Genomic DNA, 24,980 nt, shown 5'->3' on the forward strand with positions numbered 1-24,980 from the left:
CCGGCCCCGTCCTCGCGCCCCGTCCTCGCGCCCCGCGCCCCGAGGCGGATCGCGCACGCATACCGCGCCGGACCTCATCCCGGCGAGGCCCGTCCGTGCTCACCGGCCCGGACCGGCGCCCGGTCAGCGGGGCGCCGGGCGGCTGTCCGTATCCGCACCACCGCCCGGAACGGCCAGGTCGTCCGGGGCCAGTGAGCGGATGCGCGGTATCGGTGAAGCCAGCAGCCAGAGCAGCGACATCATCCCTCCGACGGCGCCGACGAGCAGGGTCGCCCGGAGACCGAAGGCGGTGGCGAGCAGGCCGCCGACGACGGCCCCCAGGGGACGTACGCCGTAGTTCACGGAGCTGAACGCGCCCGCCACACGGCTGCGCATGCCGTCAGGGATCACGCTGGTCTGCAAGGAGTTGAGGTTGACGTCGAAGAGCATGACGCCGACCCCGGAGAGGAACTCCGCCGTGGCCAGCACTCCGGCACGGGCCCAGAGCGGCCCTCCCGCACAGGCCGCGAGGGCCAGGGGCGCCGGAAACATCACGGCTCCCACGACGATGCTGCGCCCCACACCGATACGCCGTGAGATCCGCGGGGCGAGGACGGCACCGAGGAGAGCACCGGTCGAACCGATGCCCAGCGCCAGTCCGATGACCCCGGCGGACAACCCCAGGGAGCGGCTGGCGAACAGGACCAGCAGTCCGCTGCCCGCCACGAAGGTGAAGAAGTTGACCGTGACCGCGCAGCGGAGTGCGGCACGCAGGACCGGGTGCCCCCAGACGAAGACCATCCCCTCCCGGGCCCGTCGCAGCAGTGAGGGGGACGCGGCGTCATCGACGCCGGCGGCTGATTCACCGAGCGGGATCCGCCCGATCAGGAACGCGGACGCCACGTACGACAAGGCGTCGACGACGACGGCGAGAGGTGCCGTCAGCGCCTGGACGAGGCCGCCGCCGACCGCGGGGCCGACCACGTGCGACACGGACCGGCTGGCGCTGAGCCTGCTGTTCGCCTCGACGTAGGACGAACGGGGCACGAGGTGGACGAAGAAGGGCTGGTAAGCGGTGTTGAAGAGCACCGCGGCGGTCCCGGTCAGCACCGCCACCGCGTACAACTGGCCCAGGCTCACCGCGTCCAGCAGGTAGGCCACGGGAAGGCTGAGTAACACCCCGCCGCGCGTCAGGTCGGCGAGGACCATCAGCCGGCGTTTGTGGACCCGTCGGTCGACCCACGCCCCGAGAAGGATCGCGAGCAGGTTCGGAGTCCAGATGAGGGCGGTCAGCCAGGCGACCTGGTTGGCCGAGGCGCTCAGCGCGGTGACGGCGATCAGCGGCAGCGCCAGCTCGGTGATCCGGTCCCCGAACTCCGAGATCGACTGCCCCGCCCAGAACCGGCGGAAGCGCCGGTCACGCCACAGGGATATCGGGCGGCCCGCCTCCGGGGCGCTCACCGGGCCCCACCGGACTGCTCCTCGCCCTGCTCCGGCAGGACGTAGCGCATCAGCCGGACGCCTCGGCTCTGGGCCGGACGCTCGGACGGTCCCCGTGTCACGTACGGGGCGAGCACTTGCTCGATCGCGTCCTGAATCGCCGCCAGTTCCTCCGCCGAGACGACCACGCGGGTGTTGGCCAGACCACCGGCACTCTGCCACGACGGGTCCAGGCCGGGCTCGACCTCGGTCAGCCACCTGATCGGCAGGTCCCCGTAGCGCACGAACATCTCCCGGGACAGCGCCCGTGCGGCCGACCTGCCCTCGTCGTCCTGCGGCGCTTCGAACCGGAAGCCACGCGCTGCCGCCTCCCACCGCCGCTGCCGGCGGTCCGCCCCGGCCTCGGCGTCCCGTACCAGCCCGAAACCCGCGAGGTGCCGCAGATGCCAACTGGTCACCGAGGGGGTCGCCCCCACGTCGGGCGCGAGTTGGGTGGCCGTCGCGGGCCCGTACCGATGGAGGCGGTCGAGGATCGCCAGCCTCACGGGGTGTGCCAATGCCCGCATCGCCTGCGGATCGGTGATCTCGACATCGCCTAGGCGATTCCTGGAGTCCATGACGTGAGAGCATCCTCTCATAAAACGTGAGAGTCAACTCTCAGAGTTTGGTTCCCGCTTACCGGCGGCGGCCGGAGCCCGGACCGCGCAGTGGAGCGCGCCCGGCCGGTACGTGATCCGCTGCCCGGGTCGCCCGGATCGTTGCCGGCGGCTTCGGCGGCTTCGGCGGCTTCGGCGGCTTCGACGGCTTCGGTGGCCCTGGTGGCGACGTGCGAGGCCCGTGGCCACCGGCGCGGGCGCCGCGCCCGTGCCCGCGCCCGTGGCCGTCGGTCGTCCGGCCCCCGGGCCGGTCCGCCTCGGTAGGGTGAGGGTTTCGGCGGAGTAGCGGGGGAGAGCGTCGTGGACGTCACCGTCCAGTGGATACGGACGTCCTGGACGAAGGAGTCCCGGGGAGGCGAGGCTGCGGCCCGCCGGAACGCGGTCCCGGCCGGCTTCCGCCTCCCGCCCGTGCCGCCTTCGGCCGCGCACGTGGTCCGCCTGCACGAGCGGGACGGCTTCGCCCCGCACGAGAGCCAGCAGAGCCTGCGGGAGGTCGACGTCCAACTACGGGAACGTGACGGCCGGTTGCGCGTCCTTCCCCGGGTCCAGCCACTCTTCGGTCTGCCACCGCGCCCCCGACGGCCTCCGGCCGTGCGCCTGGCTCCCGGTCAGTGGGTCCGCTGGCAGCTCAACTACCGTTTCAGCAGCGCGGCGGGGGTGCGGGGCTGGTCGTACTGGCTCGACACGTTCAACATCGCCTACGGTCCGGCGGCAGCCGACGTGTTCCTGTCGCCGCCCACGGTGCTCGTCGACGAACGAGGACCGGTCCGGTAGCCCGGGGCGCGGCGAGCGCGTACCGGGATCCCGGCTCCCCCGGGGGAAGGGGCTCCCGGCGGCCGGGCCGAGTGGTGGCAGCAGGCCGCGTTCATCCGTGAGCTGCCAGCACCGCCGCGAGGCCCTCCCGCAGGTCTTCGACGAAGTACCCCGGAACCTCCAGCGACGGGAAATGGCCCCCGTTCTCGGGCGAACTCCACCGGACGATCCGCCGGTACCGCTTCTCCGCCCAGGGGCGCGGACACTTCTCGATGTCACGCGGATACATGGTGACGGCCGCCGGGACGTCCACCCGGAGTTCGGGATCGAGTGAGTTGTGGCTCTCGTGGTAGATACGGGCCGACGACGCGCCGGACCGCGTCAGCCAGTACAAGGTGACGTTGTCGAGAATCCTGTCCCTGGACATCGTCTCGAACGGGCTGTCCTCGGTGTCCGACCACTCGGCGAACTTGTCGAGGATCCACGCGAGGAGTCCGACCGGTGAGTCGACGAGCGAGTAGCCGATGGTCTGCGGCCGGGTCGCCTGCTGCTTCGCGTACGCCGCGCGGTGGCGCCAGAAATCGCGGGTCTCCTCCGTCCACCTGCGCTCGACCGGCGTCAGCCCGTCCGTCGTCATCCCGGGCGGCGCCTCCGCGAACGTGGTGTGGATACCGAGAACGTGCGCCGGGAAGCGGCCGCCGAGAACCGTGGTGATGTTCCCTCCCCAGTCCCCGCCGTGGGCTGCGAACGTGTGGTATCCGAGCCTTCCCATCAACTCCACCCACGCGGCCGCGATCTTCTCGGTCCCCCACCCGGTACGGGCCGGCTTGTCGCTGTGACCGAATCCGGGCAGCGACGGGGCCACGACGTGGAACGCCGGCGCGTCAGCGTCTTCCGGGTCGGCCAACTCCTCCACCACGTCGATGAATTCGGCAACGCTGCCCGGCCAGCCGTGCGTCAGGATCAGAGGGGTGGCGTCCGTGCGCGCGGACCGGCGGTGCAGGAAGTGGATTCCCAGACCGTCGATGGTCGTGCGGAACTGGCCGATGCGGTCGAGGCGCTCCTCGAACGACCGCCAGTCGTATCCGGTGCGCCAGTACCGCACGACATCGACGAGATCCGCGAGAGGAACGCCCTGGTCCCACCGGCGAGGGCCGGGCGCGGCGCCACGGACCGTCTCCGCCTCCGGCAGCCGGGCCCCGGCCAGTCGTGCGCGCAGATCGTCGAGGGCGGCGTCCGTGGCGCGGGTTTCAGATGCTTGTACGTCGCTGGTCGGACGGGGCATGAGACCTCCTGGCCGTCGTGGCACCGGACACGATCCACCGCGAACCGGCTATGACGGTTCTAGCAGCCGTCCGGACCGCCGTGCAACCAGCTAAGGTGGTTCCATGTGCGCTGCGTTCCCCGACTTCCGCCTCGGCAACGTGCTGGCGACGAGCTTCACGGGGACCCTGTCGGAGCGTCACGGCAACGCTGTGGAGCGCGTTCCCGCGCCGCACCGGCTCGTCGACTGGCTGACGGTGAGCGGCCTCGCCGTCGACTCCTGCACCACTGCCCAGCTCGGTCTCGCCCGGGAGCTGAGGGAGTCGATCCACGCCGCCGCGACGGCGGCCGCGATCCAGGACGCTCTCCCCGCGTCCGCTGTCCGGGTCATCAACGACTTCAGCGCCCAGGGACGGGCCGCAGCGATCCTGACGCCCGAGGGGAAGCGGCGGTGGCGGCTCGGCCCGGCCTCCTGCGTGGAAGACGCCCTCGGCGTGATCGCCGCCGACGCGATCAGCGTCATCTCAGGTGAACGGGACGGACGACTGGCCCTGTGCGCCTCGCCGACCTGCCGAGCCGCCTTCTTCGACACCAGCCGGAGCCGCTCCCGCAAATGGTGCGACATGAACACCTGCGGCAACCGGCAGAAGAAGGCGCGCTTCCACGCCCACCAGCACAGGGGCACCAGTTCGGCTGAGTGATCGTCACCTCGGTACGCGCGGCGTCCGCGACACGTGTGTCGCCCCGGTGCGTCCCGACGGCTTGGACCCGCCGCTCCGAGGGACGGGCGTCGCGCGAGAGCACGGCGGCCACCGGCCCGCAGGGCCCCGGGCGATGACCGGCACACCAGCCGTCCGTCCCGACCCGCTCTTCACCCGGCCCGCCGATACGGGACGGATCCTCGTGGCGGGGTCCGGCGGTTGGCCTCGACATCTGCTCCGGCCCGCCCCCGGCCCTCGGCCTCCCGCGTCACGGCCAGGAGGCGTATCTCGCGAACTCTCCTTCAGCGCGCCCGGCGGTCTCCCGCTCGACGGCGGAGTCGCCCCCGGCCTGGCAGGCGTCACCCCCGCGACGTACCGGAGCCACGTTGCGGAGCGGACCCTCGCCCGGTGCGCCACGCTTCGGAGCTTCCTTGCGGAGCGGGCCCTCGCCCGGTGGCTGCACGGCCACGATCACCACGTCCACCGTGTACGCGTTCCCCCGGACCGGAGTGCGTCAGGTGCGTGCCGCCTGCCAGGCACTGATCGGTGTGCACCGAGCGAGTCGACGCCATGGATGGGGACACGCCCGTCCGTGTCGACTTCGGGGCCGTACGTCTCCGCGTACTCGCGCAGCGCTTCGTCGTCGTCGGCGTCGCGCACGAGCGACGTGTCGAGGTCGAGCGTGCTGCTCGCGGAGCAGCCGACCGGATAGCTCCTGAACTGGGACCTGAACGGGAGGACGAGCCGGTCACCACCGGGCAGGATGAGGTCGAGCGGCGGCGCCAACCCGGGCCGGTGGTGCGAGCCCGGTCGGAGTGGCCGGCGGCCCGGCGACGTTCCGGGGACGAGGGCAGATGTCGTAGCCGTAGGTCAGTCCCACGTTCCTCTCCTTCTTCCGAACCGGTTCGGGACCGGGCCCTGTCCTGCCCCGTCGCCGGAGCCGCCTGCCGGTATCGGGAGGCCGCGTCGTCGCGGAGGGGGAGACGGAGCGGAGGGGATGCGCAACCAGCTCGCCACGGGGACGGGGGAGGCCTGGCGACCTCACCGTACGCGGCGGCGTCCCTACGGCCGGGGCGGTGACCGCTCGCCGTTCAGCCAAGAAGTCTACGGCTGTATACTTAGCTGTACCGGCACACTTCCCGACCGCCCCCGGCGCGGGAACCCCAGAAAGGTAGGCAGTACATGGACCTGAATCTGACCGGACGGCGTGCGCTCGTCACGGGAGCGAGTCTCGGGCTCGGCGAGGCGACCGCGAAGCTGCTGGCGGCCGAAGGCGCCGCGATCGTGGTCCACGGGCGCGACGAGGGGCGCACGGCCAGGGTCGTGCGGGAGATCCGCGAGGCCGGAGGGAGTGCCACCGCGGTGCTGGGCGACCTTGCCGACGACGCGGCCGCCGCCGAGGTCGCCAGGGCGGCAGCAGCGGACGGACCCGTCGACATCCTCGTCAACAACGCCGGCTTCTACAGGCACCTTTCGTGGGCGGAGGCGACCCCCGACGAGTGGCGTGACACCTACAACGTCAACGTCGTCTCGGGTGTGCGGATGATCCAGCACCTGGTCCCCGCGATGCGTGGGCGCGGCTGGGGCCGGGTCGTCACCATCGGCGGCGGCCTCGCCTCCCAGCCGATGAACACCCACCCCCAGTACAACGCCACCCTCGCGGCCCGGCACAACCTCGCCGTGTCGCTGGCCCGCGACCTGAAGGGCACGGGCGTCACCTCGAACGTGGTCTCACCCGGAGCCGTCCTGGTCGAGGCCACCAGAGAACTCGTCACCCGGATCGGCCCCGCCCGCGGCTGGGGCGACACCTGGGAGGAGATCCGGCCCAACGCCGTCGACGCTCTGATCCCCAACGACCAGGAGCGCTTCGGAGAGCCTGACGAGATCGCGGCGGCGGTGGCGTACCTGTGCAGTGACTACGCCCAGTACGTCAGCGGGGCCACCATCCGCGTGGACGGCGGGCTCATCCGCTCCGCCTTCTGACAGCGAGACGGCCGGGCGGCCACGGGGGAGGTGTCTCCATGTCCTTCGTCAAGGACGTGGTGGCGCGTACGCGGGTGTTCGGGGTGGTCGTGCGGCGAGGGCCTCTCCGGCAAATGAACCCACTGGGTTCCGGTCCTGAACTTGAAGGCGATCGCCTCGATCACCTCGCGGTGGTCCCGCCAGCGGCCACCCCGCTTCGGCGTTCGGTCCGGGAGCAATGGCTCGATCCGCGCCCACTGCGCGTCAGTCAACGACACGTCCGGAGCACGATTGGTTGAGACCGGACGGTACTGGGCGGCAACGCGGAGGATGAGCAGGTCAGTCGGAGAGGTGTCTCGGACTGTAGGAACCATCCGTGGTGTAGGCGACAAGATCGCGGAAGGTGTGGAAGAACATGTTGTCTCCCTGACCGGTCCACCAGAAGCGTTCCAGGGCATCGTGGCTGTGGTGAAGCATCAAGATTCCTGCGGACCCCTCAGCGTTGACGTGGATCGGGAAGACACGCGTCTCTTCCGGCAGCCCGACCTCGGTCAGCGGCCCGGTCTCCAGGACGATGTTGCGGAACATGGAGCCCAGTCCGCTTCGCTCTGGATTCTCCCAGTCACGACATCCCAAGAGCGGCATCGTGTACTGGAATCCGTCCAGCCCGTCCGTCAGGGACAGAAAGCGCCGGTATTCCGGGTCCAGAGGCTGGCTGGCCAGGGCTTCCAGTTCCCTGACCTGTGCGGGCGTCGCCGGGGGCCTGAGCCCGGGCATTCCGTCCGGGCTCAGGGGCGAGGAGGCGAGGTACTCGCGCGTCCTGGCGCGCATCAGTTCGCCAATGAGCATCCACATCTCCACGAGTTCCTCCACCCTGGACAGCGACGGCTGACCACTCAGGATCCGTTGCTGCCCGCGCGCAGCAACCCATGATCCAAACGAAAGACCCTAGCGGACGCGGATATCCGGGAACCGCCCCGGCACGGCGGCCGGACCTGGTAAAAGGTGTCCGGACGGGGGCCGTCACTCTCCCCGGCCGGGCCGGCCGTACAGTGCCACGCGGTAGAGAGCCGCAAGCGCGTCGTCGATGGGATGGGGCTGCGGCTTGCCGGAGGAGTCGAGCCTGTTCCACCTCTGCAGGTTCACCGCGACCGCCATCTGCCGCTTGCCGTCGGCACGGGTCATGGCCAGCGCTCCACCACCCCAGACCGTGCCGCCATGGCCCCAGAAGATGCCCCGACCGGGCCCCTCCATCGGGTGCAGGCCGAGGCCGTAGTCGATCGTCCTTCCCTCCTGGGAGACGACCGGGACAGTGCGTTGCATCTGCGCCAGCGACGACGGGCTGACGATCTCCCCGGCCAGCAGCATGTCGTAGAAACGGTTGAGGTCCGCGACGGTCGATATCAGCGAGGCCGACGGCCCCACCCATGACATGTCGTAGACGCTGTAGTCGCGCGGCGGGTCGATCATGCCGAACCACGCCTCGTAGAGCCGCGAGTGCGGCCCGTCGACGTGCGGTCCGGCGGGGAATCCGGTGTCCCGGAGCCCGGCGCGCTCGATGACGTTCCGGATGATGTACCGCTCGGCCGTAGTGCCGGTCACCTGTTCCAGGAGTTCGCCCAGGAGCAGGTAGTTGGTGTTGGAGTACACCCCCGGCGTACCGCCCGGGGTGCCGACGGCAGGTGCGGTGACCCCCATCTCGATCAGTTCAGTGGGGTGAAACCGCGTGAGCCGGTGGTCGTCCAGGCTCTGGGGTCCGGTGTCCGAGAGGGCAGGGAACGCCTTGAGGGAGGGGTAGGCGTACGGGAGGTACTCGGCGAGGCCGCTGGTGTGGTTGATCAGCATCCGGACCGTGATCGCGTCACCGCGTTCTCCGGGAACCAGCCCCGGAAGGTACCGGCCGATCGGTGTGTCGAGACCGATCTGACCGCTCTCGACCTGTTGCAGGACCGCGGCGGCGGTGAAGGTCTTGGTGATGCTGCCGACCCGGTGCCGCATGTCGGCGGTGACGGGGCGACCGGTGGTGACATCGGCGACCCCGGCGGCACCGCGCCAGACCTGGTCGCCGTCACGCACCTCGGCGAACAGGCCCGGCATCCCGGCGCGGTGGACGTTTTCGATGGCTGCGTGCAGCGCCGCGGAATCCAGTGGGTTCTTCACGTCATGCGTCCTTTCGTATTCCCCGGGGCGAGCTCCGCATCGGTCGCCTGACCCGGATAACAGGGCACGAGTGGCATGCCGGGCCGCCTCCTGCCGGGCCGCCCGGCAGGCCCATGTCCTCATTATGCACGCGGTGCGTGCAACGCCAAGTGCATAGGTTAGGCTGAGATCCGGCGAGAGGAGCAAGATGGCAGGCCGAAGGCGCTGGTCGACCGAAGAGATCCTGGATGCGGCGGCGGAGCTGCTGCGCAGCAGCGACGCGGATTCGTTCAGCGTGCGCAAGCTGGCCGCGGCCCTCGGGACCGATTCCTCCAGCCTCTACCGGCACTTCCGCAGCAAGACCGAACTGCTGCGCGCGGTCGCCGACCGGATTCTCCTCGCGGCCATGGACGGCCACCGCCCCGAGGGCGACTGGAAGCAGCGCATCACGGCCCTGGCCCTGCGCGTGAGAGAGGCCTTCGGTCAGCAGCCCCAGCTTGCCGCGGTCTGGGGACGCTACGCGTCAAGCGGCACCGGTTCCCGGCTGGTCATGGAAGAGGTGTTGGAGGCTCTGCGCGCGTCGGGACTGCCCGACGAGGAGATCCCGGCGCGCTACCACCGGATCGCGGTCCTCATCGCCGCGTTGATCGCCTCCGAGGCCGGGGTCAGCACCGTCACCCCCGAAGAGTACGAACAGGGCATGGAGTTGTTCCGCGTCGCGGTACTCGGCGCCGACCCCGAACGCTTCCCGGCCCTGGCCCACTTCGCCCGCGACGTCCGCCCCCTCGGGGTGGACCGCCGCGCCGCGTTCGAAGAGATCCTCGCCGCCCAACTCGCCCACATCGAGGCCGCGATCTGCCCGAGCTAGCCGACTGGCTCACGCGGATACGGATCGGCGATCCGCCGCATCGCGAGTCCGGGCAGGCAGGCGATCTCGCAGCCTGCGTCACGGGCCTCGGCCAGCGGCGGAGCGCCGATGGACGCGGGCTGGTCCACGATCACCGGGACGCTGTCGAACGTGGCCTTGAGCTTGTCGAAGACGGCCCGCAGCCCGGGTTCGCTGTCGGACATCGGTTTGTCGAAGACCTTCTTCCCGGCCGACGTGAGCCCGTGACCGTGAGGGGCCGTCCTGCCGACGTCCATTGCGAGGAAGACGCCCACTCCTTCGGTGTCGAACATCGCACCCTTCCGCGGGTGTTGACCGTGCCGGCCACGGCGGTGGCACCGTGCTCGCGCATCCACGTCATGCGGACCTGCCGTCCGCGAACTGTCCGGCATCGCGCCGGACCGGGCGGTGGCCGGGTCTCTCATCAGCGTCTCCGACGGCACCCCACGGACCCGGCGACACCCCCCCCAGGTCATGCCTTCGACAGAGGGGACACAGTCATACCGGGCCCGGAGGCCAGCGGCCCATCGCAGGACCGCGAAGAAGACAACGGGAGGAGGCAGGGCAGCCGCCCCGACTCCCCGCCGCTCCCCGAAGGCGCTTACGTCCCCGCGCCCGGCGCGGCCCCGTCCTCGGCCTCCCCGGTGACCGGCCCGAGCATGCCCGCCAGGAGGTCGGCGAGGCCCTCGTTGTCGGCCTCGGCGAGGGCGGAGGTGCCGACGACGGTACGCAGCAGCCATGTCCCGGCGACCAGGGCGAGCCCGAGCTGGGCCCGCACCTCCGCCTCGGGGCCCTCCAGCAGTCCCGCCAGACGCGCGCCCACGTGTGCCTCGATGCCTGCCCGGAGGGCTTCCACCGCTTCGGGATCCTGCACGGAACGGAGCAGCAGCAGGAACGGGTCGAGCCGGTCGGCACCCGGGGCCGTACGTTCGGCGAGCGTGTGCGCGAGCGCCTGCGACAGACCGCGCCCCTCGTCACCGACCACCGTCGGCGGTTCGAAGGCCCGGTCCACCGCCTGGGCGAACAGGCGTTCCTTCGACCCGAAGTAACGGTTGATCATCATCGCCGTCACACCGGCCCGTTCGGCGATCTGCCGGACTCCGGCCCTCGCGTACCCGTGCTCCGTGAACTCCACCACCGCCGCGGCGAGAATCGCCTCACGCGTCGCGGCGCCGTCACGTCTGCGGGCGGGCTGGACAGCATTCATGTACGGGAGCATACGTGGGGCGCTTCGGCCCGCCCGCGACGTGTGGCGGCGGCGACCGGCGGGCGCGGAGCACACGTACCTCCCGCCCGGCCAGGTTCCGGGCACCCGCCTCCACGACCCGCTCGCGCCCCCGATCCGGACGGCCCTCCGACACCGGAGCATCGCAACCAGACAACGAATCGTTGTCTGGTTGCGGATGAAGTAGGGTGACGCGTATGGCGCGTGATGTGTATGAGCAGGCTCGCGATCTCCTGTCGGAGCTCGGGGGAGCCGACGACGATGTGATGGTGGCGCAGGGGCTGCGGCGGGACGTTCTGCTCGTCGCGGGGCTGCTGGCGGCAGCTGCCGACCGTGACGACGCCGGGCGCGAGGCGGCGGTCACGGACGGCGAGGTCGGTGCGGCCCTGGGCCTGTTCGACACCATGCGTGAGCAGCTCGACCGGCTGGAGACCGAGGTCGTCTTCGAGGCGCGCCGCCGCAGTATGGACTGGCGTCAGATCGCGGCCCATCAGGGGCTGAACTCCTCCCAGGCGGCCTCCCAGCGCTATCAGCGCCTGGTGACCCGGCTGGAAGAGATCCGCCAGGGCGTCCGGTAGCGAGGATCACTCACATGACGAATCAGCCCGAAGAGCTGTTCACGGCCATCGACTCCCTCCTCGCCGCCGTCGACGAGGGCACCGTCCTGCCCGGCCCGGCCGAGCGTGTCCGGCTGCGTGAGGCGGCTGGACTGACACAGGCGGCCGTCGCCCAGGCGCTGGGCGTGCGCGTGCCGAGCCTCACCGCGTGGGAGGCCGGCCGCGCCGAGCCCAAGGGCGAGCGCCTGGAGGCCTACCGGCGCCTCCTCGACGGCCTCGCCCACCGCTACCCCGCCGGGCCGAGCCCCGCCGCGCAGCCGCTTCCGGACCCGGCCGAGGAAACCCCCGCCTCACCCACCGAAGCGCCCGCGTCCCCCGAGCCGTCCCCGACCGAGCCGCCCCCACCGGCCCGGCAAGGCCCCACCGAGCCCCCGGTCCCGCCGTCCCGCCCCGCGGTCCGGACCCCGTCCCGCACCGCCGCCCGCTCGGCGGCCCCGTCCCGCCCCGCGGTGAGGAAGGCCACGGCGCCGCCGGTTCCGGATCCCCGTTTCCCCAACGGCCCGCTCGCGGTCCTGGACGGCGACGGCTCCGCCTACGGCGTCGGCGGCATCGTGCTGGACTGCCCGGCGACCACCGTTCCCGAGCTGGTCGAATGGACGCTCACCACCTCCGGCCTCGGCAACCCGAAGCTGAACCGGCACGGCAAGGACTCCGACCCGCTGATCGTGCTCACCGCGTCCGCCGCGGTGCGGCTCGGCCTTCCCGAACGCCTGGAGGGCCACGAACAGCGCCGCTCCCTGCGCCTGCCCCAGGACCACCCCGTGGTCAAGCAGGTCCTCAGGGCCAAGTGGCAGCTCACCCGGCGCGGGTTCGGCCCCTGGCCCCGCATCTACCGCAAGGCCGCCGCCGGCCGGCGCCAATGCGTGCAGCTCGCGATCCTCTCCTGGGACGCCCTGGACGAGCGTTCCTGGCCCGGTGTCGCGGACATGCACCCGGCCGACACCGCCCACGTCCTCGGCCTCTACGCGACCCGGGTCATCACCCCCCGTGGCTCCACCGCCGTCTCCGGCCTGGAGCTGATGACCGCGCTCCGCCCGCCCACGAAGGCCACGCAGGACCCGGCGACCGGCACGTGGGTGCCGGGCCACAACCCGGGCTCGCTGGGTACGGAACCCATGGATCCGGCACCTCCGGAGGCCACCCCGGAACATCCCGTGGTCGTGAACTCCGGCTGGAAGGGCGGTTTCCTCGACGAGGAGGCCTACCAGTGGGTGCGGCCCGTGGGGACGCTGACCGACGAGGAGTGCATGCTGCCCTTCGCGGTGGGCCTGGACCTCAACACCGCCTTCCTCGCCGCCTCCGCCCGCCTGGTCGTGGGCCTGTCCGCCCCGGACCACTTCCACCGCCCCACCTTCAACCCGAGGATCCCCGGTTCCTGGCTGGCCGATCTCTCCGCCATCGATCTGGACCCCCGCCTGCCCAGCCCGTTCACCCCGGACGGCACCCGCCCGGACGGCCCGGCCTGGTACCAGACACACACCCTCGCCTACGCCCAGCAACTCGGCCACCACGTCGCCCCGATCGAGGCGTACCTGCGCCGTGAGACCGGTGCCTACCTCGACCCCTGGCACGACCACCTCAGGACCGCCTACGTCGACACCCTCGCCGACCTCGGCATCACCCAGGACCTCACCGGCCCCGAGTTCCTGGCGGCGATGGAGCACCACAAGCAGAGGGACCCGGCTCTGGCCGCCGTACTCGCCGCGATCAAGGCCACGGTCAAGGGCGGGATCGGGAAGCTGCGCGAGCGCCCCCAGGGCCGGAGCTACAAGCAGGGCGAGCGCTGGCCCGCCCTCGAACGCCCCACCTGGCGCCCGGACATCCGTGCCGCGGTCATCAGCAAGGCGCGCGTCAACATGCACCGCAAACTCAACAACATGGCGAAGCTGACCGGCCAGTACCCGCTCGCCGTGCTGTCCGACTGCGTCGTCTACCCCAGCCCCGGTGCCGGCCCCCTCGACTTCCTGCCCCACGACGCCGACGGCAAGCCCCGCACCGGCGTCTTCCGCCTCGGCTCCACCCCGGGCCTGGCGAAACTGGAAGGCGTCCAGACGATGCTCTGGGCGGTCGACCTCATGGAACAGGGCCTCAACCCCGCCCGCCACATCAAAGGCGGCGACGCCACCCTCGACGAAGGCGAGTGACCCGTGGGAGAGATCCAGGACGCCATCGAGCGCGCCGACCAGGAGGGGTTCACCCGCCAGCCGCCCAGCACACTCCAGGGCCGCATCAACTACCTGCTCAGACAACTGGGCAGCGCGAAGGCGGTCGCACGCGAACTCGGCGTCACCGCCGACTCCGTCAACCGCTACCGGCGCGGAGCCCGTAAGAACCCTCCCCAGGACATCGCCAGGAAGATCGACGAAGCGGTCCGCTCCCGCTGGCAGCCCCAGGTCCGTCGACGCCGGCGCAAACAGGCAGCCGCTACCGGCATCACCGTCGAGACCCGGGCACGCTTCGGCTACACGGCACCCATCGGCACCACCGACGACGGCCGCTTCCGCCGCCTCACCGTCCGCCTGCCCGCCACCTACGCCCAACGCCTGTTCGACGCCCGGGACACCGGAGCCGATGACCAGCAGATGCGCGACATCATCGCGGAGGGGTTCAAGGACGTGTACTTCCAGGACGGCGGCACGCGGGCCACAGGGATCTCGGACGTCGCCATCAACGACATCGACTACCTGGACCTCGACTTCTGAGCGGGCGTCGGACGCTCGCCCCGGCGGAGCGCCGCCGAGCGGAAGCACGACAGGTCGCACCGGGGCGGGCGTGCTGGCACCGGGGCCGCCGGACAACGGGTGCTGGTGCTGAGCGGAGTCATGGACCGTCGCCTGTTCTCAGCCGCCCACGCCGGCTTCCCATGTGCGGCGGCGTAGCGCGTGGTCGCTGAAGAGGTGGCGGCTCCGGTCGAGCAGTTCACCCACCTCCGCGTCGCCGTGCCGCTCGTCCGGCGACGGACGCCAGCGCTGCACCGATTGTCCGGCCCAGGCGCGGAGCTTGGTGTCCGGGTCGCCGAGCAGACCGACCGCCGCCCGTAGCGCCTCGACGCCGCCGCGCGCGTCGAGCAGCCGGAACGCGCCGACGCGGACGTGCCGTGGCCGTTCGGAGCCGGTGCGCTCCCGCAGCCGGTCGGCGGGCAGGACCTCGGCCGACGGCAGCAGGGCGGTGGCGGTCTCGCGTACGACCGCGGCGGCGGGGTCGTCGAGGAGCGGCCACAACCGCTGCGCGTCCACGCAGTCCAGTGCCCGCAGCCCTGCCACCGCCCGCGCCCGTACCCCGGCCACGGGATGCACCAGCAGCGACCGCAGCAGCCCGGCGTCCGCACGGTTCCCGCACTCGGCGAGCCCGATGACCGCACCGGGCGGCAACTCAGGGGCGCCCGCCGTGCACCGCTCCCGGTACCAGGCCGCCGGGTCACCTCCCCGCTGTCGTACGACGTACCGGGCACACGCACGCACGAGCGCGGAACGGTCGGTGAGGAACGGCTCGGCCCGCTCCGACCGCCCCGCCCGTCTCAGTGCGGTGACGCCGGCCGAACGCACACGCGGGTTGCGTGCGGACAACAGGGGAGGCAGCACGTCCTCGTAGGCGTCCTCATCCCCCGGAGCGGTGAGCGCCGCCGTGGCACACAGGTCCTGGACCACGGTGTCCTGGTCCCGGGCGGCGGCACGGGCCAGCTCGGCGGGACGGAGCAGGCGGCCCTCGACGGCCAGCCGGTAGGCGAACCGCCGCACGGTGCGGTCGGGGTCGGCGAAGAGAGCGGCGAGCTGCCCCCGTGAGGCCCGGCGCAGGACCTGGCCGAGCACCTCGACGCCGAAGCCACCCCGGTCGCGGCGGCCGGCGCGGAGGACGAGCGGCGCGAGGCCGACGGCGGAATCCACGTCCAGGGCCTCGCGCAGCAACTGCCGGGCGTGCCCGCGCACCGGGTCGGCCCAGTCGGCGCAGCGGATCACGACCAACGGCAGCAGACCGGGGTATCGCACCGACTGACGCACCGCCTCCTGACGGATCCGCCCGTCGGGGTGGCAGAGGGCGAGTGCGAGCCGAGACTCACCGAGCTGAGCCAGGTCGGCGGGCAGTGGGGTGGAGTGCCGCCACCCCAGCAGGGACTGCGAGCGGTTCCAGGCCACCTCACGGACTGCTGCGTCCAGCGTGAGCCAGTCACCGGGGTCGGCGATATCAAGCGTGCGGTGGAGCGGCGTACCGCCCGCGAGCCGTGTGGCTGCCGCTGCCCCGTCCTCGATGTCCTCGAACATTCCCGCCCCTCCAGCAGTCGTACGGGGTGATCGTAGGACGCGGGGTCCGCGTAGGGCGCGTGATATACGGCCCGTGATCGCCGGGGGCCGCCGCCCGGCACCGCGCGCACCGCGCCCACCGGAGGCCGGACGCGCTCGACATCGCCCCGCTCCGCCTGCCGCTCGTGACGGGTGGCGCACCGCGACGGTGACGACCACCCTGCTCCGCACCACCGAAGCGGCGGGCCGGCGGATGCCGACGGCGACGACCGCCGTGCTCCGGCACCACCGCTGAGCCGAAGGGCGGCGGCCGGCACCGGGATGTCCGGACAGGGCCCGCGAGGCCGCCTTCGGTGCCCGAAGGCGCGATCCGTGACGCTCCGGTGCGGTGGACCGGCCGGCGGAGCTGTTCCGTGGTGCGGCTCCTCGGCAGCCACGGGGGACTCATCGGACGCTCGCTTCCGCAACCCGCTTCGATGCCCCGGCGTCCCTCTCCATGACGGACGGCTGGCGATCACCCGGGAGAGCACGTGATGAAGAAGGTACGGAGTACGGCCGCGGCGGCGGAGAAGGACCGCGAGAAGTGGATGGCACGTTTCCAGGTACGGCTTGCCATGCAGCCGGGCGTGGACAGGCCGGTCGTGCTTCAGGCGGTCAAGGAGGTCACGGTCCACTGCGCGGACACGGGCGAGCACCCGCGGACCGCCTTCGGCGACCCGGACGCCTACGCCGTGCAGGCAGCCTCGCGGCTGGTGCCGGCGGACCGGGCGGCGCGCGCGAGGAAGCAGAACGCGGTGGTGGACGCGCTCGACTCCGTGCTCAGGAGGGTCGGGGACATCGCTGGACGGTGACCGCGTGAGGGGCCCGTCACGCCGGCCGGGCCACGGCGGCCACCGGGTGCGCTCGGCCTGGGCGTGGCGCCTGCCCGCCCTGTGTGACGAAGCGCGCGGGGAAGACCGTTGCCCTACCCGCGATTCGTGCGCGAAGCAGTCACCCGCCGCCCGGCAGCGCGCTGTGCGGCCCGACGGGCCACGGACCCGTGGATGACGACCACGACACCGTCCGCGTCACCGGTGGCCGGCGGCGTCCTTGTACCGGCTCTGCGGGCCCACTGGCTCAAGTGGGCCTTGCGGCAGAGCTGTTCGCGGTGGCGTCAGGAGGAGGCCGGTATCCCCTCGACGGTGGTCGCCCGCGGGGTCGCGTCCAGGTGGACGGTGAGCCAGGAGGTGACGCGCTCCAGGAGCTCGGGGTCGACCGGGTCGCGCAGGATGCGGCGGTAGGAACTGAGGGCGGGCCGGCCGGAATCACGGCGCAGTACGTGGGTGAGGTCGGCGATCCGGTGGGTCTCGGCCCCGCCGGGCACCAGCTGTCCGATCACGTCCAGGTCGGCCGGATCGACCTGGATGTCCTTGTGGCCGGTGAGGGCCAGGACCGGGGTGCGGATGGCGGCGAGGTCGTCCCGGCTGTCGTGGACGAGCATCTCGCGCATCCAGCGGGCGTTGACCGGGGCACCCGCGATGCGCGCCGTGTCCGTCCGGGTCTTCCTGACGGCGGCGAGGACCTTGTTGCCCAGGGCACCCAGCGGACGGCGGAGGAGCCGGATGGGAAGGGGCATGGACCCGACGACGGACCGGCCCTGGCGGCGGAAGGCGTCCTCACCGGTACCGGCGAAGCCGGCCAGCAGTACGACGGCCCGCACGTCCGTCAGCGCGCCGACGGCCATGGCGTGCAGGGCGCCCTCGCTGTGGCCGATGACGCCGACCGCGTCGGCACGGATCTCGGGGCGGGCGGCCAGGGCGCGCAGGGCCGCGACGGCGTCCTGACGGTTGTCGGTGAAGCCGGCCGCCCGCCACTCGCCGGGGGTGGCGCCCACGCCGCGGCGGTCGTAGCGCAGCGTGGCGATGCCCGCCGCCGCGAGGGCCTCGGCCACGGGGTGTCCCAGGTTCATCGGGAGCTTGGGGGTGTTGCCGTCGCGGTCCAGGGGCCCCGAGCCGTGCAGCAGCAGGACGGCGGGGTGCGGAGAAGGACCGGCCGGCAAGGTCAGGGTGCCGGCCAGCGGGGTCCCGTCGTCCGCTGCGACCGTCATGTCGATGTCGGGCAAGGCTCCGCCTCTCACGATTACTTTCAACTTCGAGAACGTTATCAGATATGAGATTATGAACGCATGGCCACCGCGAACCTCCTCCTCCACCCCGTCCGGATGCGCGTCCTTCAGACCCTGGTCGGCGCCGGCGAGCTGACCACCGCCCAGCTGTGCGAGCGGCTCCCCGACGTGTCGCCGGCGAGCATGTACCGGCACGTCGCCACACTCACCCAGGCGGGCATCCTCGAAGTCGTGCACGAGAGACGGGTGCGCGGCACCGTCGAGCGCAGTTACCGGGTCCGCCAGGACAAGGCCCTCGTCGACGAGGACACCCGCACCAGCATGACCAAGGACGACCACCGGCAGGCCTTCACCGTCTTCACCGGGACGATGCTGGCGGACTTCGACCGCTACCTCGCCCGCGAGGACGCCGAGCCCGCCCGCGAGGGCGTCCTCTACCGGCAGGGCGCGGTGTGGGTCACGCCCGAGGAGTTCACGGAACTGGTGGAGGAACTGGAGGCCGTCATCGCCCGACGCACCCGCCGTGGCGCGGCCGACGACAGCACCCGGCACATCATCAGCCTCGCCCTGGTGCCCGCCAGGGCGATGGAGGCGGACGGCGCGGGAGGCGCTGGTGCGCCTGACGCCGGTTAGGCGGGGTCTGTCGCCCGGCCGGGAATCGGTCGGGGGCAGGCCCTGGGTCCCGCCCGGGCACGCGAAGGGCGGCGCCGCCTGCTTCCCGGTGCGGGCCGGGGTGACCGTCCCTCGTGGCGGCCCGCAGGCGCCGGCGGCACCTGCCTCCCGGTGAAGACCGGGGGCGGCCGTCCTTCGTGACGCCCTCCGGGTGCTACGGACGCGGGTGCCCCCGGTCCGCCCGGGGGAACAGCCGCTCGACCGCGGTCACCACGGCGGCGCGGCGGGCGGCGGTGCCGGGGTCCGTGGCGTGTGCGGCCGCGGCCTCGGCGAGTTCGCGCACCACAGCACCAGGAACGCGTCCCACCCCATGCGCCCACCCTCCTGCCCATCCGGTCAACCGGCGCTGCGCCGCAGCACCTCTCCCCGGTCGTTGGCCTCCAGCGTTCCCGTGCCCGCGTCGCCGGTGACCACGACCCTGAGTGTCAGCGAGCCGGTGAGGCCCTGGGCCGTCAGCTGCCAGCTCCTCGGGGACTCGACGCCGAGGGTGGTCCTGGCCTCCTCGACCAGGCCGGGGACGCGGTCGTACGGCAGGGAGCCCGGGTCGAACCCGGCGCTCTCCACGCCGGCCGACGCGAAGACGACCATCAGCAGACGGTCCTGCACGACGACCGTGACCGCCCGGCGCTCCTCCCCGGCCGGAGTCAACGACTCGACCGCCCTGCGCAGTTCGCCCTGGTCGAGCATCGACCGGCCGGGGCCGAGGGTGACCTGGGCCGTGGCCGACGTCACGGTGGTCGTGGACGACGAGGAGACGGACGAACGGGAGGCGCCGCTTCCCCCTTCGGCGGAGCCGAACAGGTCGCCCCGGAACAGCAGGAGCACCGCCGCCGTGCCGAGCAGCAGCCCGAGGAGGGTGAGGAGTGCCCCGGCGCAGCCTCCCGGGGTTCCGCTCTTCATGACCGGACCGGGTACGGAGTCCACCCGCGCCGAGGCCGCCCGCTCCTCCCACTCCGGCGTGGGCCGCTTCACGATCCGTGTCTTCCACGGCCGGTCCGGCGGATACCCCACCACCACGACTCCGCGCGGCCGGTAGTCGGGCAGCTCGACGAGGTTGATGTCCTGGCGTATCTCGACACGGAAGGCGGGCGCGTCGTCCGGTGCGACGGACAGCTCGAACCGCACCGGCACGTCGCTGCTCTCACCCCCGACGGCCTCCAGGCTCTCGATCATCGCGAGCGCCGTGCGCGGCACGACAGCGGCCTCCCGGGCGCGGCGCGGCAGCGTGGCGAAGAGGAGGAGGAGCCCGTAGACCGCGGGCAGCACCAGCCCTGTGACGATCAGCGGCACCCTCTCGACGACACAGCCACCGATGAAGGCGGTCAGCGACGCCCCGATCACCCCGCCCGTGAGGAATCCCAGGGCCAGTTGGGCAGGAGTGCTGTGCGTGGGAGGCCCGCCCACGGTGCTCGTCATGGGCCGATTGTGCCCGTCCTGGGCAACGCCCGACAGACCTGTGGATGAAGGGTTGCGTACAGATGAACTCGCCCGGAGGGTGCACGCGGGGTCCCCTGCACGACGCCTCCGACCGGGCAGTACGAGCGCCTGTCGCCGGGCTCTCCACCCGTGGCGGTGGGGGAGAGAGCGGACGGAGAACGGACGGGGGCCGAACGGAGCGACCCGGGACCCCGAAAAGCCCGGGTTCCCGCACCACCGGGTTCCCGTACGGCCCGGGTTGACGAAAGGCCAGGACCTCCGAAGCCACCGGGTTCCCGCACGGCCCGGCCCCCCTGAGAGGCCCGGGTTCTCCCGCACGGCCCGGGCCCCCGAAAGGCCGGGACCTACGGAAGGCCCGGACAGGCCCGGATACCCGCCTGGCTCGGATACCCGCATGCCCTGGTCCCCGAAGCCCTGTCCCGAAGCCTGGTCCCTGAAGTCCTGGTCCCCGAAGCCCTGGCCCCCCGCATGGCCCGGCCCCTGAAGTCCTGGTCCTTGAAGTCCTGGTCCCTGATACCCCGGCCCCCGAAGTCCTGGTCACACAAGCCCCGGCCCCCGAAGTCCTGGTCACACAAGCCCCGGCCCCCGAAGTCCTGGTCACACAAGCCCCGGCCCCCGAACCCCCAGCCCCCGAAAGCCCCGGGTCCCCGCACGGCCCGGCCCCCCGAATGCCCCGCTGTCACAAGGCGATCAGTCCGGCCCCCGTCTCCCTGAAGCCGCACGTCTCGAAGTAGAACGGCCGCAAGTGCTCCTCGAAGTCCACGTGCAGCCACTCGCACCCCGCAGCGCGCGCCCCCTCAGCCGCTGCCTCGACCAGGGCGGCGCCCACGCCCCGTGAACGGCTGGACCGAGCGACCACGGTGTCCAGGACGAACGCGTGGGATCCGCCGTCCCAGGCGACGTTGACGAAGCCGGTCAAACGGCGATCCTCCCAGGCGCAGACCCAGCCGAGGCTGTGCCGCCCAAGCCTGGCCCGCCAGTCCGTCCGCTCGACCGGATGGTCGAACCCTTCGGCATGCAGCTCGTTGAGGGCCGGGTTGTCGATGTCGCCGCGCCACTCGTACGTGATTGTCATGAACCGAATCTAGTGACGACCGGAGCCGGACCGGGGTGCGGGTGAACCACCCACGCACCACCGACCGAAGACAGTGGACGGTCAACCCGCCACTGACGGTGACGCATTCCCGGGTGACGCCTACGTGTCGTAACCGGGATTCCTTCGTTGGTGGGAGTGCGGCCCGGGTTCTTCCGGCCGGCGTGATCCGCACGGTTACCGGGGCACGGCCCCGGATGAAGGAGCAGCGCGATGGGCGTGGAGACGTGGAACACGGGCGGCGGAGCGAAAAGGGCCGGTGCGCGGGCCGCGGTACTGGGCGCTGTGGCCGGGGCGGCCCTGCTTCCGGCGGGTGCCGCGCACGCGGGTGTCGTCGGGATCGGGAACGCCGTGTTCGGCAACACCTGTGTCGCCCAGGGCGGTGCGCGGGCCGCGGGTGCCACGGTGGCCGGGAGCGGACTGGCGAGCGGCAATCAGGCGGGCCTGCCACTGGACCTGCCGCGCAACCACTGCGGCAACAGCGGCATCGTGTGCACCGCCGTGTTCATGGCCAGTGTGTGAACGGGTCGGTGATCCGAGCATGACCAGACGGGCGGCGGCGGACGCGCCGGTGGGGGAGCGGGCCGTCGAGGCGCTGCTGTCCCTGAGCGGGCGGACGCTGCCCCTGCTGCGCCAGTGGGTCGGCTCCGAGCCGGACTGCGGTGTGGCACGGGCACTGCTGGCGCTGGCGACCGGTGACCGGTGGGACGACGCCACCCTGAAGGGACAGCTGGTGACCGCGCACCGGGACGCCTCGGCCGTCGGTGCCCGGGAGGCGAGCCTGGTGTACGGAGTCTTCCTCCACACCCACCGGCAGTACCGGCTGACGGCCGATCACCTGGTGGAGCACTTCACCCGGTGGCCCGCCGACGAACTGGCCGGGCTCCTGATGGGCGCCTTCCACTCCTGCGGGGACGCCGCCTACCGCGCGCACGGCGAGGTGCTGACAGGTCAGCAGGCCGAGGCGGCCGGCCCGGAGAACTGGCCCTGGACGAGCTGGCTGGCCGCGGCCAGGGCCGAACAGGGCCTGGCGCGGGAAGCGTACGGACTGGCCGAGCACGCCTTGACGCTGTACCCCCGCTCCGGGGTGGCCGTGCACGCCCTCGCGCACGCGGGCCACGAGCTGGGAACGGGCACCGCCTGCGTCGGCTTCCTGGACCAGTGGCTCCTGACGGACCCGCAGGCGGTGCAGTCACGGCACCTGAACTGGCACTCCGCCCTCCAGTCCCTCGCCTGCGGCGACTTCCCGGACGCGCGCCGTCGGGCGGACACGGCACTGGCGGACACGGACGTCGGCATGCGGGCCGCGACGAACTGGCGCCTGCTCCTGGTCGGCCGGTCGCCGGCCGGCCGGAGCGATCCGGACCAGGTACGGGCCCTGCTCGCCGCGCCGGGCGGGACCGCGGAGGTCTTCCACACCTTCAACCTGGCCCTGGCCCTGGCCGTGGAGGCCGCGACCGACGACCTGCACGCCCTGGCCCGACGGGCCGCCGCCGACGAACGCCCCGACTACCGCGACGTCCTGGCCCCCGTCGTGCGGGCGCTGGCGGAGGTCACCGCCGGCCGGCCCCAGGTCGCGGTGGACCTGCTGACCGGGCTGGGGGAGGAGACGGAACGCATCGGCGGCGTACGCGTCGAGCGCGAGATCATCCAGGACACCCTCGCCCGCGCCCTCGTCGACACGGGCGAGCACGTGCGCGCGGCCGGTCTGCTGCACCACCGTACGACCGACCGCCGCCACCACACCTACGAAGACCTCCTGCTCACCCCCCGCCCCACCGTCCCGGCCCCCGCCGAACGGTCCGCGACCCCGGCCTGAACCCCGGCTCGGCGCAACGGCGTTCACCCCGCTCGCCGCCGACCGCCGGGGCTTCCGGGTTGCCCTGCGGGCCGGTGGCCGCCGCACGCTCTGCGAGACTGCGCACTGATCGTCGTACGGATCGGGAGAGCGCCCACATGACCGACCTCGATGGCACCGGCCCCAGGAGACGGGACTCCGGAAGAGGCAGACACAAGGCGGGCGGTGCCGGTGACGAACGGTCCGACGGGCTGCTGACGAGCGCGATACGGAACGGTGGCGACGCCGTCGCGACCGAGGAGCTGTACCGGCGCCACGCCCCCGCCGTCCTGACGTACGCCCGGTCCTGCTGCCGGGACCCGCACACCGCCGAGGACCTCGTCTCGGAGGCGTTCACCCGGACGGTGCGGGCGGTCCGGGACGGCAAGGGCCCCGCCGATGCGTGGCGCCCGTATCTGCTGGCCGTGGTCCGTCACACCGCGACGCGGTGGGCCGAGCAGAGCCGCCGGGTCGATCTCGCGCCCGGGTTCGGGGAGTGGCTGGAGTCCGCGGAGGGGCGCGGGGAGCCGCTGCCGGCGAACCGTGAGGCCGACGGCGAGGAGCGAGCGGTGCGCGCCGAGGACGGCGCACTGATCGCCGCCGCCTTCCGCGCGCTGCCCGAGAGATGGCGTGCGGTGCTCTGGCACCACGTCGTGGAGGAGGAGCCCACGGCGAGGGTGGGAACCCTTCTGGGCCTCACGCCGAGTGGCGTCACCTCGCTGACGGCGCGGGCCCGCGAGGGGCTGAAGGAGGCGTACCTGGCCGCGTACGCGGAGCAGGGCGCGGCCGACGAGGAGTGCCGCAGGTGCAGCGGACTCCTGGCCGCCGCCGTACGGCGGTCCAGGCCGCGGCGCGACCGGAACCTGGACCGCCATCTGGAGCGGTGCGCGAGGTGCCGTGGGGCCGCGCGCGAGCTGACCGACCTCAACCAGCGGTTGCGCACGGTCCTTCCCGGGGCGGTGCTGCTGTTCGGGGGCCCGGCGTATCTGCGGGCACGCGCGGCGGGTTCCGTCACGGCCGGGGCGTCCGGGAACGCCGCCGGCGGGGTGACGGGTGCGAAGACGGCGGTACTCGCCGTCGGCACCGCGGCAGTGCTCCTCGGCGGCTGGGCCCTGTGGCCCGGCGGTGAGCCGACACGGGACCGGCCCGGCCCGGCGGCGAGCGGAACGCCCACCGCAGCCCCGCGGAGCACACCGCCGCCGCGCCCCCCTTCGCCGACGCCCGTGACACCGAGTACGTCGCTGCCCCCGTCCGCGGCGAAGCCCTCGGCCTCCCCGGTGACCGTGAGCCCGCGGCTGCCCGCCCTCGGCGGGCCGAGCACGCTGCGTTTCGTGTCGACCGGCGGCTGCATGGAGATCCCGGGCGGCACCCCGCAGGCGGGGGCCCGGCCGGTGGAGGCCGCCTGCGACGGTGGCGCGCGGCAGCGGTGGCTTCTGCTGGAGCCCTATCCGGGGGACCGGGCGCGGACGCAGGTGCGCAACGAGGCGAGCGGGCTGTGCCTGACGCGGTCCGGTGGGACGCAGGATCACGCGCCGGTGGACCAGCAGGATTGCGACGGGACGAGCGGCCCACAGCTGTGGAACCTCTGGGCCGACACCGCGAAGGGCGAGGCGGCCCTCCGGGACGCGGACGGGACCCGGTACCTCGGGCTCGTCGAGTGGGACAAGGCGGACAAGCAGCAGGAGCACACGCCCACGATCGGGACCTCGCGGTACTACTACGGGTCCGACTCCATGCGGTTCCGCTTCGAGCCGGAACTGCTCCAGGAGTAGGGGCGGGCAGAGGAACCACGCGGTTGCGGGACGGGACGGCTGCCGGCCGGCGTCCCGCCTTCCCTCCGGAGGCGGCCCGGTTCGCAGGCCGGGGAAGGGGCGCCTGCCCGTGCGGAACGGCGCGCCTGCCGCCGGCGTACGCCGGGAGACCCGGTGCGGGCGCGAGGGCGCCTGACGAGCCGTCCGGTAACGAAATGGCAACGGGG

Annotated in this window: 24 protein-coding genes and 1 pseudogene; 12 read left to right on the top strand and 13 right to left on the bottom strand. The window is 72.5% G+C overall.

The window, feature by feature from the left end:
* Positions 1-123: 123 nt before the first annotated feature.
* Both ACFVS9_RS20600 and ACFVS9_RS20605 read right to left on the bottom strand, forming a co-directional pair.
* Entirely contained in the window at positions 124-1,440 is a 1,317-nt protein-coding gene (locus tag ACFVS9_RS20600) for an MFS transporter (RefSeq protein ID WP_389934218.1), read from the bottom strand.
* Positions 1,437-2,036 carry an ArsR/SmtB family transcription factor gene (locus ACFVS9_RS20605; RefSeq protein WP_389934220.1) on the bottom strand — a complete coding sequence of 200 codons (600 nt, stop codon included), beginning with the start codon at positions 2,034-2,036 and terminating at the stop codon, positions 1,437-1,439. Before ACFVS9_RS20605 ends, ACFVS9_RS20600 begins: the two co-directional genes overlap by 4 nt.
* Positions 2,037-2,375: 339 nt before the next feature.
* Between ACFVS9_RS20605 and ACFVS9_RS20610 the strand changes: the two genes are divergently transcribed.
* Positions 2,376-2,849 carry a hypothetical protein gene (locus ACFVS9_RS20610; protein ID WP_383114236.1) on the top strand — a complete coding sequence of 158 codons (474 nt, stop codon included), beginning with the start codon at positions 2,376-2,378 and terminating at the stop codon, positions 2,847-2,849.
* Between the two features lie 91 nt (positions 2,850-2,940).
* Here the strand turns inward: ACFVS9_RS20610 and ACFVS9_RS20615 are convergent, their stop codons facing one another.
* Complete coding sequence (locus tag ACFVS9_RS20615; RefSeq protein WP_389934223.1) at positions 2,941-4,113, bottom strand: epoxide hydrolase family protein; 1,173 nt, start codon at positions 4,111-4,113, stop codon at positions 2,941-2,943.
* A 103-nt stretch (positions 4,114-4,216) separates the two neighbouring features.
* Here ACFVS9_RS20615 and ACFVS9_RS20620 point away from each other — a divergent pair, with 103 nt between their 5' ends.
* On the top strand, positions 4,217-4,792 hold the full coding sequence (locus ACFVS9_RS20620; RefSeq protein WP_389934226.1) for a CGNR zinc finger domain-containing protein: 576 nt from the start codon (positions 4,217-4,219) through the stop codon (positions 4,790-4,792).
* A 1,182-nt stretch (positions 4,793-5,974) separates the two neighbouring features.
* Positions 5,975-6,775: an SDR family NAD(P)-dependent oxidoreductase gene (locus ACFVS9_RS20625; protein WP_383114233.1), complete on the top strand. Its 801-nt coding sequence runs from the start codon at positions 5,975-5,977 to the stop codon at positions 6,773-6,775.
* Here ACFVS9_RS20625 and ACFVS9_RS20630 read toward each other — a convergent pair.
* The 3 genes from ACFVS9_RS20630 to ACFVS9_RS20640 form a co-directional block, all read right to left on the bottom strand.
* A complete protein-coding gene (locus tag ACFVS9_RS20630) occupies positions 6,709-7,212 on the bottom strand; it encodes a transposase (protein WP_389934228.1) in 504 nt (167 codons plus the stop codon). The two genes, ACFVS9_RS20625 and ACFVS9_RS20630, sit on opposite strands and share 67 nt — an antisense overlap.
* Positions 7,094-7,627 (bottom strand): SMI1/KNR4 family protein, encoded by a 534-nt coding sequence (locus tag ACFVS9_RS20635; protein ID WP_389934231.1) that lies wholly within the window; start codon positions 7,625-7,627, stop codon positions 7,094-7,096. The genes ACFVS9_RS20630 and ACFVS9_RS20635 overlap by 119 nt, the downstream gene beginning before the upstream one ends.
* A gap of 150 nt (positions 7,628-7,777) precedes the next feature.
* Positions 7,778-8,914, bottom strand: coding sequence for a serine hydrolase domain-containing protein (locus ACFVS9_RS20640; RefSeq protein WP_389934234.1), 1,137 nt, complete (start codon positions 8,912-8,914; stop codon positions 7,778-7,780).
* Positions 8,915-9,101: 187 nt separating this feature from the next.
* Between ACFVS9_RS20640 and ACFVS9_RS20645 the strand changes: the two genes are divergently transcribed.
* Positions 9,102-9,761, top strand: coding sequence for a TetR/AcrR family transcriptional regulator (locus ACFVS9_RS20645; protein WP_389934237.1), 660 nt, complete (start codon positions 9,102-9,104; stop codon positions 9,759-9,761).
* 8 nt (positions 9,762-9,769) lie between these two features.
* Here ACFVS9_RS20645 and ACFVS9_RS20650 read toward each other — a convergent pair.
* Both ACFVS9_RS20650 and ACFVS9_RS20655 read right to left on the bottom strand, forming a co-directional pair.
* A pseudogene (locus ACFVS9_RS20650) lies at positions 9,770-10,072 on the bottom strand (transposase); the annotation flags it as partial.
* A gap of 308 nt (positions 10,073-10,380) precedes the next feature.
* Positions 10,381-10,986, bottom strand: a complete 606-nt coding sequence (locus ACFVS9_RS20655; protein WP_383114230.1) for a TetR/AcrR family transcriptional regulator — start codon at positions 10,984-10,986, stop codon at positions 10,381-10,383.
* A gap of 215 nt (positions 10,987-11,201) precedes the next feature.
* On the opposite strand from ACFVS9_RS20655, the gene ACFVS9_RS20660 reads away from it, so the two are divergent.
* The 3 genes from ACFVS9_RS20660 to tpg are packed head-to-tail and all read left to right on the top strand — an operon-like array spanning position 11,202 to position 14,323.
* The gene (locus ACFVS9_RS20660) at positions 11,202-11,582 is read left to right on the top strand and encodes a hypothetical protein (RefSeq protein ID WP_383114229.1); all 381 of its coding nucleotides are present in this window, start codon (positions 11,202-11,204) and stop codon (positions 11,580-11,582) included.
* A 14-nt stretch (positions 11,583-11,596) separates the two neighbouring features.
* Positions 11,597-13,765 (top strand): telomere-associated protein Tap, encoded by a 2,169-nt coding sequence (gene tap / locus ACFVS9_RS20665; RefSeq protein WP_389934241.1) that lies wholly within the window; start codon positions 11,597-11,599, stop codon positions 13,763-13,765.
* A gap of 3 nt (positions 13,766-13,768) precedes the next feature.
* Complete coding sequence (gene tpg / locus ACFVS9_RS20670; RefSeq protein ID WP_383114227.1) at positions 13,769-14,323, top strand: telomere-protecting terminal protein Tpg; 555 nt, start codon at positions 13,769-13,771, stop codon at positions 14,321-14,323.
* A gap of 138 nt (positions 14,324-14,461) precedes the next feature.
* On the opposite strand, the gene ACFVS9_RS20675 is transcribed toward tpg, so the two are convergent.
* Positions 14,462-15,880, bottom strand: coding sequence for a hypothetical protein (locus ACFVS9_RS20675; protein ID WP_389934245.1), 1,419 nt, complete (start codon positions 15,878-15,880; stop codon positions 14,462-14,464).
* 512 nt (positions 15,881-16,392) lie between these two features.
* Between ACFVS9_RS20675 and ACFVS9_RS20680 the strand changes: the two genes are divergently transcribed.
* Entirely contained in the window at positions 16,393-16,710 is a 318-nt protein-coding gene (locus ACFVS9_RS20680; protein WP_389934249.1) for a hypothetical protein, read from the top strand.
* Positions 16,711-17,012: 302 nt separating this feature from the next.
* Here ACFVS9_RS20680 and ACFVS9_RS20685 read toward each other — a convergent pair whose 3' ends face one another.
* Positions 17,013-17,960, bottom strand: coding sequence for an alpha/beta hydrolase family protein (locus ACFVS9_RS20685; RefSeq protein WP_383114224.1), 948 nt, complete (start codon positions 17,958-17,960; stop codon positions 17,013-17,015).
* A gap of 63 nt (positions 17,961-18,023) precedes the next feature.
* On the opposite strand from ACFVS9_RS20685, the gene ACFVS9_RS20690 reads away from it, so the two are divergent.
* Entirely contained in the window at positions 18,024-18,596 is a 573-nt protein-coding gene (locus ACFVS9_RS20690; protein WP_389934253.1) for a helix-turn-helix domain-containing protein, read from the top strand.
* A gap of 193 nt (positions 18,597-18,789) precedes the next feature.
* Here ACFVS9_RS20690 and ACFVS9_RS20695 read toward each other — a convergent pair whose 3' ends face one another.
* The 3 genes from ACFVS9_RS20695 to ACFVS9_RS20705 all read right to left on the bottom strand — a co-directional run bounded on the left by ACFVS9_RS20695 (position 18,790) and on the right by ACFVS9_RS20705 (position 21,147).
* Positions 18,790-18,942 (bottom strand): hypothetical protein, encoded by a 153-nt coding sequence (locus ACFVS9_RS20695; protein WP_389934255.1) that lies wholly within the window; start codon positions 18,940-18,942, stop codon positions 18,790-18,792.
* 29 nt (positions 18,943-18,971) lie between these two features.
* Positions 18,972-20,051, bottom strand: a complete 1,080-nt coding sequence (locus ACFVS9_RS20700; RefSeq protein ID WP_389934258.1) for a hypothetical protein — start codon at positions 20,049-20,051, stop codon at positions 18,972-18,974.
* Positions 20,052-20,751: 700 nt separating this feature from the next.
* Positions 20,752-21,147, bottom strand: coding sequence for a GNAT family N-acetyltransferase (locus tag ACFVS9_RS20705; RefSeq protein ID WP_383114220.1), 396 nt, complete (start codon positions 21,145-21,147; stop codon positions 20,752-20,754).
* 231 nt (positions 21,148-21,378) lie between these two features.
* Between ACFVS9_RS20705 and ACFVS9_RS20710 the strand changes: the two genes are divergently transcribed.
* From ACFVS9_RS20710 to ACFVS9_RS20720, 3 genes are all read left to right on the top strand, one after another.
* Positions 21,379-21,687 (top strand): chaplin family protein, encoded by a 309-nt coding sequence (locus ACFVS9_RS20710; protein WP_389934261.1) that lies wholly within the window; start codon positions 21,379-21,381, stop codon positions 21,685-21,687.
* Between the two features lie 19 nt (positions 21,688-21,706).
* Positions 21,707-22,984, top strand: a complete 1,278-nt coding sequence (locus ACFVS9_RS20715; RefSeq protein WP_389934264.1) for a hypothetical protein — start codon at positions 21,707-21,709, stop codon at positions 22,982-22,984.
* Between the two features lie 137 nt (positions 22,985-23,121).
* Positions 23,122-24,774, top strand: coding sequence for a sigma-70 family RNA polymerase sigma factor (locus tag ACFVS9_RS20720; protein WP_389934267.1), 1,653 nt, complete (start codon positions 23,122-23,124; stop codon positions 24,772-24,774).
* Positions 24,775-24,980 lie beyond the last annotated feature (206 nt).

Origin of the sequence: Streptomyces sp. NPDC058008 (assembly GCF_042886395.1) — a bacterium.
Classification (GTDB): Bacteria; Actinomycetota; Actinomycetes; order Streptomycetales; family Streptomycetaceae; genus Streptomyces.

Excerpts from the sequence above, each read along its gene's own strand:
- ACFVS9_RS20605 (WP_389934220.1), bottom strand. The coding sequence starts at position 2,036 with ATGGACTCCAGGAATCGCCTAGGCGATGTCGAGATCACCGATCCGCAG.
- ACFVS9_RS20615 (WP_389934223.1), bottom strand. The coding sequence starts at position 4,113 with ATGCCCCGTCCGACCAGCGACGTACAAGCATCTGAAACCCGCGCCACG.
- ACFVS9_RS20620 (WP_389934226.1), top strand. The coding sequence starts at position 4,217 with ATGTGCGCTGCGTTCCCCGACTTCCGCCTCGGCAACGTGCTGGCGACG.
- ACFVS9_RS20625 (WP_383114233.1), top strand. The coding sequence starts at position 5,975 with ATGGACCTGAATCTGACCGGACGGCGTGCGCTCGTCACGGGAGCGAGT.
- ACFVS9_RS20630 (WP_389934228.1), bottom strand. The coding sequence starts at position 7,212 with ATGCCCTGGAACGCTTCTGGTGGACCGGTCAGGGAGACAACATGTTCT.
- ACFVS9_RS20645 (WP_389934237.1), top strand. The coding sequence starts at position 9,102 with ATGGCAGGCCGAAGGCGCTGGTCGACCGAAGAGATCCTGGATGCGGCG.
- ACFVS9_RS20655 (WP_383114230.1), bottom strand. The coding sequence starts at position 10,986 with ATGAATGCTGTCCAGCCCGCCCGCAGACGTGACGGCGCCGCGACGCGT.
- ACFVS9_RS20660 (WP_383114229.1), top strand. The coding sequence starts at position 11,202 with ATGGCGCGTGATGTGTATGAGCAGGCTCGCGATCTCCTGTCGGAGCTC.
- tap (WP_389934241.1), top strand. The coding sequence starts at position 11,597 with ATGACGAATCAGCCCGAAGAGCTGTTCACGGCCATCGACTCCCTCCTC.
- ACFVS9_RS20675 (WP_389934245.1), bottom strand. The coding sequence starts at position 15,880 with ATGTTCGAGGACATCGAGGACGGGGCAGCGGCAGCCACACGGCTCGCG.
- ACFVS9_RS20680 (WP_389934249.1), top strand. The coding sequence starts at position 16,393 with ATGAAGAAGGTACGGAGTACGGCCGCGGCGGCGGAGAAGGACCGCGAG.
- ACFVS9_RS20690 (WP_389934253.1), top strand. The coding sequence starts at position 18,024 with ATGGCCACCGCGAACCTCCTCCTCCACCCCGTCCGGATGCGCGTCCTT.
- ACFVS9_RS20700 (WP_389934258.1), bottom strand. The coding sequence starts at position 20,051 with ATGACGAGCACCGTGGGCGGGCCTCCCACGCACAGCACTCCTGCCCAA.
- ACFVS9_RS20705 (WP_383114220.1), bottom strand. The coding sequence starts at position 21,147 with ATGACAATCACGTACGAGTGGCGCGGCGACATCGACAACCCGGCCCTC.
- ACFVS9_RS20710 (WP_389934261.1), top strand. The coding sequence starts at position 21,379 with ATGGGCGTGGAGACGTGGAACACGGGCGGCGGAGCGAAAAGGGCCGGT.
- ACFVS9_RS20715 (WP_389934264.1), top strand. The coding sequence starts at position 21,707 with ATGACCAGACGGGCGGCGGCGGACGCGCCGGTGGGGGAGCGGGCCGTC.
- ACFVS9_RS20720 (WP_389934267.1), top strand. The coding sequence starts at position 23,122 with ATGACCGACCTCGATGGCACCGGCCCCAGGAGACGGGACTCCGGAAGA.